Origin of the sequence: Arenibacter amylolyticus (assembly GCF_002150785.1) — a bacterium.
Taxonomy (GTDB): Bacteria; Bacteroidota; Bacteroidia; order Flavobacteriales; family Flavobacteriaceae; genus Arenibacter; species Arenibacter amylolyticus.
This window is the reverse complement of record NZ_MTAZ01000005.1, coordinates 104,277-117,364: the sequence shown is the minus strand read 5'-3', so window position 1 is coordinate 117,364 and position 13,088 is coordinate 104,277. Positions and strand designations below refer to the sequence as shown.

The 13,088-nt window shown below is 42.9% G+C and carries 9 protein-coding genes; 1 reads left to right on the top strand and 8 read right to left on the bottom strand.

What is annotated here, in order from left to right:
• Nucleotide 1: 1 nt before the first annotated feature.
• Nucleotides 2–1,492 (bottom strand): sodium:solute symporter family transporter, encoded by a 1,491-nt coding sequence (locus BV214_RS03610; RefSeq protein WP_086476125.1) that lies wholly within the window; start codon nt 1,490–1,492, stop codon nt 2–4.
• A complete protein-coding gene (locus BV214_RS03605; RefSeq protein ID WP_086476124.1) occupies nt 1,489–2,412 on the bottom strand; it encodes a dihydrodipicolinate synthase family protein in 924 nt (307 codons plus the stop codon). Before BV214_RS03605 ends, BV214_RS03610 begins: the two co-directional genes overlap by 4 nt.
• A 229-nt stretch (nt 2,413–2,641) precedes the next feature.
• Between BV214_RS03605 and BV214_RS03600 the strand changes: the two genes are divergently transcribed.
• A complete protein-coding gene (locus tag BV214_RS03600) occupies nt 2,642–3,490 on the top strand; it encodes an AraC family transcriptional regulator (RefSeq protein ID WP_086476123.1) in 849 nt (282 codons plus the stop codon).
• A gap of 38 nt (nt 3,491–3,528) precedes the next feature.
• Here BV214_RS03600 and BV214_RS03595 read toward each other — a convergent pair whose 3' ends face one another.
• From BV214_RS03595 to BV214_RS03570, 6 genes are all read right to left on the bottom strand, one after another.
• Nucleotides 3,529–4,167, bottom strand: a complete 639-nt coding sequence (locus BV214_RS03595; RefSeq protein WP_086476122.1) for a hypothetical protein — start codon at nt 4,165–4,167, stop codon at nt 3,529–3,531.
• 4 nt (nt 4,168–4,171) lie between these two features.
• Entirely contained in the window at nt 4,172–5,443 is a 1,272-nt protein-coding gene (locus BV214_RS03590; RefSeq protein WP_140157711.1) for a hypothetical protein, read from the bottom strand.
• Nucleotides 5,444–5,487: 44 nt separating this feature from the next.
• Nucleotides 5,488–6,621, bottom strand: coding sequence for a metallophosphoesterase family protein (locus BV214_RS03585; RefSeq protein ID WP_086476120.1), 1,134 nt, complete (start codon nt 6,619–6,621; stop codon nt 5,488–5,490).
• Between the two features lie 57 nt (nt 6,622–6,678).
• Complete coding sequence (locus BV214_RS03580) at nt 6,679–7,896, bottom strand: sialidase family protein (RefSeq protein ID WP_086476119.1); 1,218 nt, start codon at nt 7,894–7,896, stop codon at nt 6,679–6,681.
• A gap of 112 nt (nt 7,897–8,008) precedes the next feature.
• A complete protein-coding gene (locus BV214_RS03575) occupies nt 8,009–9,661 on the bottom strand; it encodes a SusD/RagB family nutrient-binding outer membrane lipoprotein (RefSeq protein ID WP_086476167.1) in 1,653 nt (550 codons plus the stop codon).
• Between the two features lie 20 nt (nt 9,662–9,681).
• A complete protein-coding gene (locus BV214_RS03570) occupies nt 9,682–13,077 on the bottom strand; it encodes a SusC/RagA family TonB-linked outer membrane protein (RefSeq protein WP_217868580.1) in 3,396 nt (1,131 codons plus the stop codon).
• Between the last annotated feature and the right edge of the window lie 11 nt (nt 13,078–13,088).

The following is a 13,088-nucleotide window of genomic DNA, read 5'->3' as shown; positions in this document are numbered from 1 at the left end:
ATTATGCGTACTCTTTAGTTTTGCTTTTATTATACAGCATAAAGACCAAGGCCATAGCAATTAATCCTGCCGTAGAAGCCGCACCAATGATTATTGGATCCATGGTACACTCTAACCAGCTGTAACCTTTGGGCAGGTCTCTAAAGAAGGTACCCCAAACAATAATTAGAATACTAAACAGTACGGATAGAATCCCTTGTGCCCGACTGATACCTACGTTAAATAGGGCCAAGAGAAACAATCCGAGGATACCACCCCCAAAAATCCCTGAAATTTGCCACCAGACATCCAATGCGCTTTTGGCATTAATCATAAGCAGGGCAAATCCCACTCCCAACACTCCCCAAATGATGGTGGTAATCCTAAGAAAATTTAGGCTGGACCGTTCGGACCCTTTGGGATTGAGGTACTTTTTATAAAAATCGATATACAGCACCGTAGCCGAAGAGTTGAGGGCAGAATCTACCGTACTCATAGAAGCCGCCATGATGGCTGCAATCATAAGGCCTTTAATGCCTACCGGGAGTTCTGTAGCGATAAAATATGGGAAGACCTCATCGCCTTTGGTAATGGTTTCATTTAAAACATTTGCTTCTGCTCCGTAGTAAGCAAATAAGGCCGTTCCTATATATAAAAAGATAAGGGTTAATGGCAGGTAGATGAGCATGGCAATCCAAACCGATTTACGCGCTTCCTGGGTGGTGCCCACCGAGCTATATTTCTGGGTGTAATTTTGATCGGCAATAAGATTCCTAACATTTTCCGATATTCCGTAAATAATCATTACCCACAATGTTCTATCGCGCAGTGAAAAGTCTGTATCCCCAAGGCTAAATTTATTGTTATCAAAAGCCTTTTGCACCAAATAATCGGGCTGGGAAAAAATCTCCATACTAAGTATAACAGCTACAAAAAGGATTCCCCCGATCATTATTATGGATTGCATCACATCCGTCCATATGACCGCTTCCATTCCTCCCATTAAGGTGTAGATAATGGTCACGACACCAATACATACAATAACCATTTCTATATCTAAGCTCACAAAGGAGGTAAGCAACAGGGAAGACAAGTATAGAATTACAGCTACCCGCCCTACCATAAAGAGGAGAAAGGAGAAAGCAGCATAAATTCTACCCCAGCCCCCAATTTTTTCTTCGAGATAGTTATAAACGGAGATGATATTATTTTTTCGGTAATGGGGAATTACATAGGAAGTTACAAACCAGGCTACTGGAATGGCGCAGATGGCAAATACAAGGGGGTGCCAATTATCGTCAAAGGCTTTTCCAGGAACGGCAATATAGGAAATGCTACTAGTATAGGTACTCATAACCGCAATACCTGCGGCCCAGGCGGGTATCCCCCTACTGGCTACCATAAACTGTTCCGAAGTTTTGCTCCTCTTAAAAAAGTAGATTCCCATGAGGACCAAGACCAGTCCATAAAGCACTATTATGGTCAGGTCCACAGTTCCTAATTGGTAATTCATAATGCAGGTTTGTAGTGGTTGGTATATTTAAACGCTACAATATACTCTTTAATTTTATTACGTTGTTCCTCATTAAATCTGTGCAGGGGTTCTGCTACATAATCCTTGCAAATATTCATGGCTGCTAAGGCTGCTTTAGTCCCTTTTATGTGCCGTGAGGAATATTTTCCAACCTCATAAATGGTATGATGAATCTTAATTACCTCTTGGCGTAGTTCTTTTGCCTTATCAAAATCTTTCTTAAGCATAGCTTCATAGAGGGCCACAAAAAGCCCTGGAAAAAAATTGGCACCCCCTGCCACGGCCCCATGTCCGCCATTCATGATTGTTTCTGGCAGAAATAATTCCGTCCCCGTAATGATAGCGAATTGGGGGTCGTTCTTAAACGCTTCGATCAGCATATACAAAAACGAAAGATCACCAGAGCTATCCTTGATGCCTATAGCTCCCAACGCTCTCGCTTTTTTAACTATTTTCATTGATACGCTTAGCTTGGTACAACTTGGCATATTGTACAAAAGGAAAGGTAATGGCAATTTAGGAGCTAAATTTTCCAAATACTCTAACATTTCCCTCTCAGAAATAGGAAGGTAATATGGGGAGGCCACCACCAAGGCATTGGCTCCTTCCCTTTTGGCGTGTTTGGCCAATTCCATGGCTTCCTCAAAGGAGGTATCTGTGATTCCAACCAACAGCGGCACCTTGCCGTTAACCAACCTACAGGTCTCGGAAATCATTTTTTTCCGTGTTGCGTAACTCAGGCTAGGTCCCTCACCAGAAGTCCCCAAGATAAAAATACCATGTACACCACCTTCCAATAAATGATGCACCAAATTTTCTAATCCGACAAGATCTAATGACAAATTCTCCAAAAGCGGCGTAATCATCGGTGGAATAATTCCTTTTATTGGTAAATTCATTTGCTCATGTTTAAAAGTCTTTATTTTAGGCTAAAATCGATTAACGGCAAGAAGTTTGGTCAAGCAACCTAATTCTTTAACAATTCTCCTTCTATTACCATAGACCCTACACAAATTAAATTCAATTTAACACCAATCGCCACCACTATATTGTTTTAATTGCATTATATCTTAACCTTTATTTTAAAATAATTAATTATATTGGTGTAATAATGTCAATATTATAAAGATGGAGTTTATTTTTGAAAAAATTTATGTCCCCACCAAGCATTCATTTATTTCTAGAAAACTACCATTGGCATCCAATGCCAGAATTCATTCCCATAGAAATTTCGAATTAAACTTTATCACATCAGGGTCGGGACGAAGAATTGTGGGAGATAACATCTCCGGTTTTGAAAAAGACGATCTGGTACTTTTAGGTCCCAATCTACCTCATTGTTGGGAAGCCTTGGATGCCGAAAAAGGTAAAGATCCCTTTTGTATTGTCACCCATTTCTCTGAAGACATCATCAATTCGGATTTTTTTAAAATGCCCGAATTGGAGAAGGTGGTTGAGCTACTAAGACAATCCAACACCGGACTACGATTTAAACTGGGAAATGACACCCATATACCGGCTATTTTGGAGGAGATGACCCAGCTCACTGGTTTGGAGTATTACATTCAACTATTAAGGGTATTTCATTACCTCATCCAAGTAGAGGAAAGGGAAAACCTATCAAATCCCATTAACAACTCCGCCGTTTTCTCCAAAAACCTTGATAAGATAAACAAGGTTTATGAGTATGTTTTCCAAAACATCCAGGAAGGGGTAAAGTTAGAGTCGGCCTCTGCCGTACTAAACATGGCGCCCAGCAGCTTCTGCAGGTATTTTAAGAAGAAGACAGGCCAAACCTTTATGGAGTATGTAAAGAGCGTGAGGGTGGGCATAGCCGCTAAATTACTGGCAGAAACGGACAAACAGATTACTCAAATTTGTTTTGAAAGCGGGTATAACAATCTCGCCAACTTTAACCACTACTTTAAATTCATTATGGGGAAGACCCCTAGTGAATATCGGAAGACATTTAGATAGTATCCTAACTTTTAGTTTTCTCTAGCGGCGTAGAATTTTCAGCGCCCAAGAAGACTAATTCCCATGGCCAAAAACACCATTACAAAGGAAACCAACGTAATGGGTGGTAGTCCGCCTATCCAATTGGCGGGAACCAACCAATTGTGATAGCCCACAAAAAAAAGATGAGCCCCAAACAGCAGTAGTAGTCCTAGAAGAAATTTATTGGAGGTTAAAAACTTAACCAATTTTTCCTTTCCCACCACCCCATTTTTAAAACATTGATGGTATACCCCCAGCATTATTAAGCTAACCACCCCAGCCATCAAACTAAGGGATCCCCGTGCCGATAAGCTTCCATCCTCCACAAAAAACAGCTCAAAATAGCGCGGATTTAAAATTACCATACTCAGCAAAACATGCGCAATGGTCAGGAGTAGCCCTGAAATGCCCATCAGTTTCTTGGCAGATCTTGTAGCTAATATGGAGATTCCCATGCGAGATAAGGGGCCAAGGGAAACACATAATGACAAAAGGGTTATCCCAGCCAGCGATACACCTTTGTTCAAAATAAAAATTGGAAAATCTTTCCAGGGAACCTCCCCCAATAGGTGATATCTTAGAACGGCATATCCAATGGCAATAAACACCACAAGAATCATAAAATAAAAGCCATTACTTTCCTTTGTAGTCGTCATATCCTTAGTTTAATGGAAATCTATTATGTCCTCCCAAATCACCATGTACATGAATAGCTATAAATGCCAAAAGCGCCATAAAACTTAAACCTCCCAGCAAATAGTAAATCCACCTATCCATTGGCATAACTTTTAGTTTTCCAAATTGAATAGATGGTTGCTTAAGGCCTAGTAGTAGAAACAGCATCAAAATATTAAGGAGGTATAAGTAGTGAGTGACTTCTACCACCCCTCCTAAAAGCCCTTTTACCAAAAAGCTAACTCCCGCATACGGAATCAGTAAAATAAAAAACGTCCGGAATACCTGTTTATGGCCTATCAGCTCCTTTATTAATTGCCTACCCAATAAAAATATCATTAAAAGAAGCACCAGTGCAGCCACCCAGGTACTAGTAGTTGCCAGCTCCTCTACATTTGGCAAATCCCGTAATCGCCTAGTTAGGTGGTGATAACTAAGGGACTCCCTATAAACAATCAATGGTAGAAAAAGGGCAAGTATTCCAAATGAACTCCAGTTCTCCCACTTCTTTGGCCCTGGTATATCTTTAGGCCAAGGAGAGCTAAAGACCCCATAGGCCATTCCTAGACCTCCAAAAAATCCGATGCTATATTCCATCACATTCCACATATTAAAGGATAGCGCTGCGGATATCCCTAGGATCTGCAGAAAATTACCGAATCCGAAACCTATACCCCCTCCTAACATGGAGAAGCATGCCACCCTGATGGGCGAATTTCTTTTTTCCCTAGCCATATGCCATAACATGGCTAAGCCAGCTCCAAGACAAACCGCCCATGCCTCGGACCTTGGAGGGGTCATTCTTATTCCTATCTGTACAATCAATAAATAATACCCTATGAGTCCGCCTGCTGCCATCTCTGCCATTAAGGCGCCCCATTTCACCCTATTTTCCCGAGTGGAATCTAAACTAAGTCCTACCAAGCCACCCCCAAGTAGCCCAAAGAGGCCTCCTATCAGGAACAACATCCCTAGGCCATAAAAGGCATTGATAAAATTGTCCGCTTTTCCATAGCCTACTATCATCCCATAGCTGATCATCCCGCCTACGCCCCAGCCAACGGCAGAGGCCAGGGCAACCACCATCATTTTCCGGTACCAATCCTGGCGTTGGGAGACCAAGACCAAAGCAATACCTCCTATAGCCCCGGCCCATGCGGCCCCCTGTTCGTGCCCAAACTGTCCGCGAATAGCCCAAGCGGTTGCCAAGGCCATGGCTACAATAAGCATCGGGATCCTCCAGGTAGATGATTTCATATTAGCTAATTTATATTGCGTTTTTAGTTTTGGTATAGCACTATCTATGGTTCCATCACCATCCGTCTCTTCACTTCTACGGTCTCTATTTCGTTCCCGTCTATATCTGTCACCAAAAGCACGGCTTTATCCTTTTGAACCTGCACATTTACAAAGTGTTCTACCTTACTAAATTTCTCGGTTTCTGGAAGTTCAAAATCCACGTCGTACAATGGCGCTCCTGCTCCTGCAGAAGTAATGTAATGCACCCCGTTTTTAAACGCTCGGTGATAGTGGTGATCATGTCCGTTAAAGAAGACCTGCACCTTGTGTCTCTCGAAAATATCTCCCCAGAATTCTCGAGTCTTCTCGGCTTCGGCCTTCCTATTTTTCATAACGCTAAAAAGGGGTTTGTGTTGAAATATAAATACAAATCCCGCTTCCCTATTGAGGTCTAGCACTTTCTCTAACCACTTCTTTTGCTCCACAAAATAATCGGAGAATGCTTCTTTCCAAAAGGCTTCACTGTGTTCATCGGAAACGAATGTAGGTTGGGAAATTTCCTTGCCCTCACTGTCCAAAACTATCATCAAGGCATCCCCTACGGTAAAGTAGTAATACTTCTCATTATTGGGAAGATCAAAAAGATCGTAGTAGTAGGGGGAGTCTTTCTCGTGATTTCCCAGCACTGGGTAATAGGGGGTATTCCTCATTAACTCCTTACTTACCTCAAAAAAGGCTTCCCAATCTTCAATAGATCGCCCGTTGGATACCAGATCCCCAGAATTCACTATGAACCTCGGATTGGTTTCCATTATTTTGGCCACCACCTTGGCATGAACATCGTGCCTACTTCTAGAATCTCCGGTGACTGCAAAATTAAAGGGAACCATCTCGTCTGGATAGGTTGTTAGGGTGCCTTTGCCCTCGTCCGTTCCATCGTTTAGCACATCATAGCTATATTCCGTATTGGGCTTTAATCGGCCCAAATGGATCTTATGGTGTTTATATTCTGTTATGGTTTTTACATTTCCCTCTGGATCGGTTATGGTGGGTTCGCTTACCTTGGTAGACCAACAGATAGTGGCATCTTTGGTTCCCATTTGCTGAATATAGGGGCCGAAGGCTATTTTTCGGTTCTCCTGTGCCAACCCAATGACAGTGATAAACAAACAGGATAAAAAACAAATTTTCTTCATGATCTAAACTTTTTGATGGTTACTCTTATGCTATTTTTAAACTAATTTCCACTTCCCTTATTTCCCCTCCGTTTTTCCCTTTACCCATTCTGATGGAAACGCCACATGTTTTATGGTTTTATTTCCCGCTATATGATAGGAATAGGTAATATGGATAAAACCGTCCCTGGTTTGAATCATAGACGGATAGGAAAAGGATCCGTTTTCATGTACCTCCAGATTTCGGGTCCACTTCCAAGTTTTCCCTTCATCCTCCGATAGGCTTACGGCTAGGCTAGACCTCCCCGATTCTAGGTCGTTGTAAACCATTATCCAATTCCCATTAGCAAGGACCAAGGTTTCCATACTGGTACCGGGATTAGGAATATTGGATTTAGAGGCAGGGGTCCACGTATAGCCATCATCCTTAGAGGTACTTTCCAATATGCGTCCGGGGGCATCCCCATTATCGCGCATATACGCTACAAGGCTACCATCTTTTTTTCGCACAATACTTGGCTGAATATTGCCATAGCCCACAATGGGCAGACTAGGTTGCCATGTGGTTCCTTGGTCATCCGATATCGCAATCAAGGATAAGTTGTAACCGTCCGAATAGAGAGGGAGCAAAATTCTCCCTGATGGCAATACGGTGGGATGTATCCGAGTCATCCATCCCGTCTCCTTTTTGGTTTTATCCTTGGCGGCCTCCAAGATCATAGTTTCATAATTGGGCGCGTATTCTGCCCAAGTGAGGCCTCGGGGAGGCATGGCCTTAAATTGCGTTTCTATGGTATTTTCAAATTTCTCATCGGGTTTTAACAGGATAACCTCCTGCCAATCCCAATTTGGGGCTCCCGATTTCAGGTAGTCGACAGCGGTTTTATATTTTAAGATAGAACGTTCCCATCTATTGGCCTGCACGACGATCCAGAACAAGAATAGCTTGCCATCCCCATCCACAAAAAGCACGGGATTACAATCGGGCTGACCAGGAGTATCTGCCATAACAAAAGGCGCGCTCCATGCTGCGTGTCCTTTTTGTAAACGGGAGCCCATGATTTGTACATCATTGGCCTTGCGTTCCCCGGAACCTTGAAACCAGCAAGACAACAAATCCCCATTGGGAAGTGCTACTATGGAACTGGCGTGTACATGCTGACTTTGGAATGGGAAGATAAATTTTTCCTGTAATTTTTGCTTTTGGCCAAAAATGAAAAATGGAACTACAAGGCAGCATAAAAGACTTAGGATTGCTCGGGGTGTATTTTGGAAAGCTTCATTCAATTTCTTCATGAAAATTTGATATTGAGGACCTTACTGCGATCCATACATTAAAAAAGAGAACGTCTAAAAAGAACCAATCGTCTTCTTAGACCTCCCCTATTATGTTTAACAAACACTTTGATCAATATGGTTTTCCAGTTCCTTGCAGGAGCCAAATTTTAGACCAGGCACTATTATTACTGGTATCTTCTCCCTTAAACTGGGTGGCCTCTAACCTACCGATTGCAGCATCTGCATTCTCTGCATTGGTATCCGTCTCGTTTATGTGATAATAAAACCGTAATGGAAGCGCAGCGCGCTTGGAAGCTTCCCCCGTCTGCAGCTTGGGTAAACCAGTCCTCCTATAATCGAACCAGGCTTCTGCGGCAGCAGTCCAGCTGGCAATCCACTTCTGCTCTATTATATCCTCCAGGCCATTAAAAGGCGCCCCCGAAATATAATCTGAGTATTCCGAGGATACCCCCCAGGTTTCAAAAGATTGCTTAATCCCTTCCTCATAATAATGCTGCGCACTCCCAGAAATCCACCCTTTTAGGGCTGCTTCGGCCAAAATAAAATTTACTTCGGCAGCCGAAAGCATCCGCGCCTTTAAAAGTGGGCCACTGGCTTCTTTATAAATATCATTTAGTTGGGACACATGGGGATTATAGGATCCCTGTTTAAACTCTTCTTTTAAATTAAAGGCCGGTCCCAAGGTCATAGCCGTTGGTAATCCTATATAGTCTTTGGCATAATTTACGGGTACCCCAACCACTTCCTCGTAAGCATCTACAATGTCTTGGGAAACATGTCGTTCCCCATCCAACATATAATCCGTACCGTCTGGGGCTCCTTCATCCAATACAAGAGGTATTCCTACTTTATTGGCCCAGACCCCTAGTCTTGGGTCATCCAAGGATTTTAAAACTTCCACTAAGGTTTCCGCCATTTTTATCCTAAAATAAGCCCCTTGGGTATCAGAATCAAACTTAGTATTGGTGGGCCATGAGTCGTTACCGGTATTACCTACATATGCCATTGCGGCATCATCCGAAGCGGTCTTTATCAGCGGGTATTGCTGCGGATTGGAAGTAATTCTCTTAATCCCTTCTTCTGCTAGGCCAGGCTCCTTTGCGGAGAGTCGCATATAATACCTAAGTGCCAAGGAGTTGGCGAATTTTCTCCACTTAGCTACATTGCCTGCATAAAGAATATCTTGGGCGGGTTGAATTCCGAAATAGGCACTCTGATTCTTGGATAGTAAGGTATTGGCCTTGGCCAGATCGGCCAAGATTCCGACATAAATATCCTTTTGCGGATCGAAGGGCGATTTAAAATATTCACTTCCTTGATCCCCTTTAAGAGCTTCGGAATAGGGTGCATCTCCCCACAGGTCGGTTATCATTCCAAATAAATAGCCTCTCATTACCAATCCCACTCCTAGGTGAAATTCCAAGTTTTCATCTTCCGCCTTCTGGATTAAGGTCTTATTATTGGTAAGGGCACTATAAAATCCGTTCCAACTATGGGAATCATTCCCCCAGTCATAGGCGTTATGCCCACCAGACCATCCATCTTTTTGGGTGTGTTGCACTACCCCTGCTAGATCGCCAAATCCAAGGTTTAAGGTATTTTTAGCGGCGCTGGAAATAACGGTAGGCACCAATAAATTAGGCTCTACGGTCTCTGAACTTGCCTGGTTGGGATTCTCATTCAGCTCCTCCAATCCATGACAGGACACCAAGAGGGCAAGCCCTATAAACAATACAACTATTTTATTTTTTATCTGATACATGGTGATCATTGTTTTATTGATTAGAATGTGAAACCGACCTTAAATCCAACAGGGATTACCCAAGGGTCTACGTTATAGCGTTCTATCCCTTGCTTAAATTGAGTTCCTCTTTTATCTTTCCCGGATTCTGCCTGATACGCTCTTTCTGGATCTATACCAAAGGCGGAATCCTTGGTCCATAACATGATGTTTCTACTATACAGGGAGATATTCACAGCATATAGTCCTGTCTTGTCCAAAAATCTTTTGGGCAGATCATAGCCTAGGGAAATTTCCCTTAGTTTGATAAAATCTGCATCGAACATATGTGGGGTTCCAAAATCCCATGCATTGGCTACGGAAAAGGGGATGAAACTGGTACCTTCCAATCCGAGGTTCTCACGTTCTAAGATAAAATTGCCATTCTCATCGTGGTAACCTACCACCCCGGCATTAAAGACTCCATCGTATACGACACTACCTCCTAAAGCCTCTGGGAATCCGCCCTCTCCGGGAGGACCTCCAATAGAAATAAAATTCTCTCCGAAGATCAGTAGATCGGCATTGTCTAACACCCAATCCTTTAATTCTTGCCCAGTGGAAGAAATTCCTGGATTAATTAAATTATCCAATAATTGCTGACTATAGCCATCCTCGGTCATATATCTAGAGGTCTGGGACATATATTGGCCTCCAGAACGCCAATCTACCGTCAGGTTTAAGCTAAAGTTTTTAAAGGAAAAACTACTTTGCAAGCCCATTATAAAATCGGGATTATAATTCCCCACTTTTACCCGCTCTTCTTCTGGCAACCATTCTGCATCTTCCCCTGTTCCCAGCATGGGATATCCTAAATAGGGAGAATTGGGATCGGTAACCCTTTTAATCTTTGGGGAATATAAATTACCTACCAAACCATCTTCCCCAGTGGCGGGATTGGCTACATACCCCCTAGATACACTTTTGTTATCACTCCAGAATTCGATATAATCTATCCCCTCTGCTAGCGCTATAATTTTAGACTCATTCGTAGTAAAGTTTAGGTTAACATCCCAGTTGATATTTGCTGTCTTTATTGGAGTAATACCCAAGGAGAGTTCGTACCCCTTACTTTCTAGCACCCCAGCATTTATACTAACACTGCTATAACCCGAGGAACCCGGAATGGGAACACTGGGTACAATTTGGTTTTTATTTTCCACCGTGTAATACGTACCATTAAATCGCACTCTATTATCAAATAGGGAGAGGTCTACTCCAAATTCCTTGGAGGTAGCCTCCTCTGGCTCTAAGCTAGGCGTACTTAGTCCGCCAGAGGCGCTGTACAAAACCGCATTGTCCCACTGTCCTGCGTTGTTATAATAGGCGCCCAATTGGTACGGACTGGTATCGTTACCAACCCTAGCCCAGCCTCCTCTTAACTTAAGAAGATCTACCTTGGGAATTTCGATCAATTCACTTAATAAAAAACTCAGGGATGCGGATGGGTAAAAATAAGACCTATTATTCACCGGCAGGGTACTAGACCAATCGTTTCTTGCGGTTACATCTAAGTATAACATATCTTCATAGCCTATATTTGCCAGTCCGTATACACTATTGATGCCACGCTCACTTAAAAAACTGGAATAGACCAAAGCAGAAGGGGCAATATTTTTTACCGTAAACAGATCGGGTACTATAAGTCCTACTCTAGATGCGGCCGAATTGCTAATGCCGCTGCTTTTTTGGTACATTAGATTTCCACCTCCGGAAATACGAATATCAAAAGCATCAAAATCCTTGGCGTAGGTAGCCAGCAAATCCACATTGGTCTCTACCCCGTCCGATTTGGCAATACCATAGGTTCCATTGTTGGATTCCCTACTATAACCAGGCGACATTTTAGTTTCCTGGGTTTGATTAAAGCTATTGAGGTTATAACTTGTCCTGATATTGAACTCTGGACTTATTTGCCAGTCTAGCGCCATATTCCCAAAAATCCGATACCGGGAATTGCTATTGTTTACCTCATGTGCCAAAAAATAAGGGTTGTTGTAGTCCTCAGAAATACTCAGCACATCCGTACCTGGCAGGTCATAATCCTTTAGGCTCATTAAATCTAGATTGGCCGGCATATTATACGCCCATTGTAAGGGATTGGCCCCTCTGTTGGAGGCTGGCCTATTATCTGAAAAGCTATGCACCACATTTACATTGGTACTTATAAGGAGCTTATTGTTTAAATTGGAAGATGCAGAAAGGGAAAAGCTGTTTCTGTTGACGTCCGAATTGGGAATAAGTCCTGTATTCTCCATATTGGTAACCCCCAATCTATAATTAATAACCTCGGAGCTATTGGTTACCGTAAGGCTGTTAGAGGTAGTAATACCTGTCTGCACAAAATTCTTTACGTTGTTGGGATAGGATCTTAAGGGAGTTGGAATACGCACTCCATTGGCATCTGTGGGAGAATCCCATTGGATGGCAAAATACCCCTTGTCCAATTCCGGGCCAGAATTTCCTCCAGACAGGGAGATTTCGGGCATTATATAGCTTCCTCCCTGAGATTCTGGCGAGAAGGAAAAATACCCCGATGCAAATCGCGTTTGCTGTTTTAAATACCTATAAGGAACATCAAAAACGGTACTGGAGGTAAAGGAAACCTTCATCTTTTCCATATCCCGTGCCTTCTTGGTAGTAATCAAAACCACGCCGTTCCCTGCTCTAGAACCGTACAGCGCAGCTGCACTGGGACCTTTTAGGATACTTACATCCTCTATACTCTCTGGGTCTAAATCCGAAATGGCATTTCCGTAATCTACCCGGTTATCGCTCCCAAAACCACCTACATTATTAACCGAGTTGGCTATGGGCACCCCATCTATCACAAAGAGCGGCTGATTGTCCGAGCTTAAGGAAATAGCTCCCCGGATTACCATACTCACAGAGGATCCGGTACCCCCTGTAGCATTTAACGTTACCCCGGCCACTTTTCCAGATAAGGAGTTTAAAACATTCTCTTGGGCCACACGGGTTAGTTCTTCTCCTGCTACATTTTCTACGGAATATCCCAAGGATTTTTCAGATCTTTTTATCCCTAGGGCCGTTACCACCACCTCATCCAAGGCCTCCGTACTGGTTGCCAATGGAACATTGATGGTAGTCCTTCCATTTACCGCAACCTCGGTGGTTTGAAAACCAAGGTAGGAAAAAACCAAGGTGCCATTTGCATTGGCCAAATTAATTTGGTAGTTGCCATCAAAATTGGTGGTTTCCCCTTGGGTAGTCCCTTTCACTAATATGGTTACCCCTGGCAAGGGCATTCCGTCATCCAAAGAGGTAACAGTTCCCGATACGGTATGTTGTCCGGACTGTGCGGTTAGCAAGGCTGTACACAACAGCAGCAGCAGCCCCCCCATTTGTTTAACTATCGGTTTAATATAATTTAGACGCATGTTCATAAAAT

What these genes read in the sequence shown, in the direction of transcription:
- BV214_RS03610 (WP_086476125.1), bottom strand. Translation starts at nt 1,492, where the DNA reads ATGAATTACCAATTAGGAACTGTGGACCTGACCATAATAGTGCTTTAT.
- BV214_RS03605 (WP_086476124.1), bottom strand. Translation starts at nt 2,412, where the DNA reads ATGAATTTACCAATAAAAGGAATTATTCCACCGATGATTACGCCGCTT.
- BV214_RS03600 (WP_086476123.1), top strand. Translation starts at nt 2,642, where the DNA reads ATGGAGTTTATTTTTGAAAAAATTTATGTCCCCACCAAGCATTCATTT.
- BV214_RS03595 (WP_086476122.1), bottom strand. Translation starts at nt 4,167, where the DNA reads ATGACGACTACAAAGGAAAGTAATGGCTTTTATTTTATGATTCTTGTG.
- BV214_RS03590 (WP_140157711.1), bottom strand. Translation starts at nt 5,443, where the DNA reads ATGAAATCATCTACCTGGAGGATCCCGATGCTTATTGTAGCCATGGCC.
- BV214_RS03585 (WP_086476120.1), bottom strand. Translation starts at nt 6,621, where the DNA reads ATGAAGAAAATTTGTTTTTTATCCTGTTTGTTTATCACTGTCATTGGG.
- BV214_RS03580 (WP_086476119.1), bottom strand. Translation starts at nt 7,896, where the DNA reads ATGAAGAAATTGAATGAAGCTTTCCAAAATACACCCCGAGCAATCCTA.
- BV214_RS03575 (WP_086476167.1), bottom strand. Translation starts at nt 9,661, where the DNA reads ATGTATCAGATAAAAAATAAAATAGTTGTATTGTTTATAGGGCTTGCC.
- BV214_RS03570 (WP_217868580.1), bottom strand. Translation starts at nt 13,077, where the DNA reads ATGCGTCTAAATTATATTAAACCGATAGTTAAACAAATGGGGGGGCTG.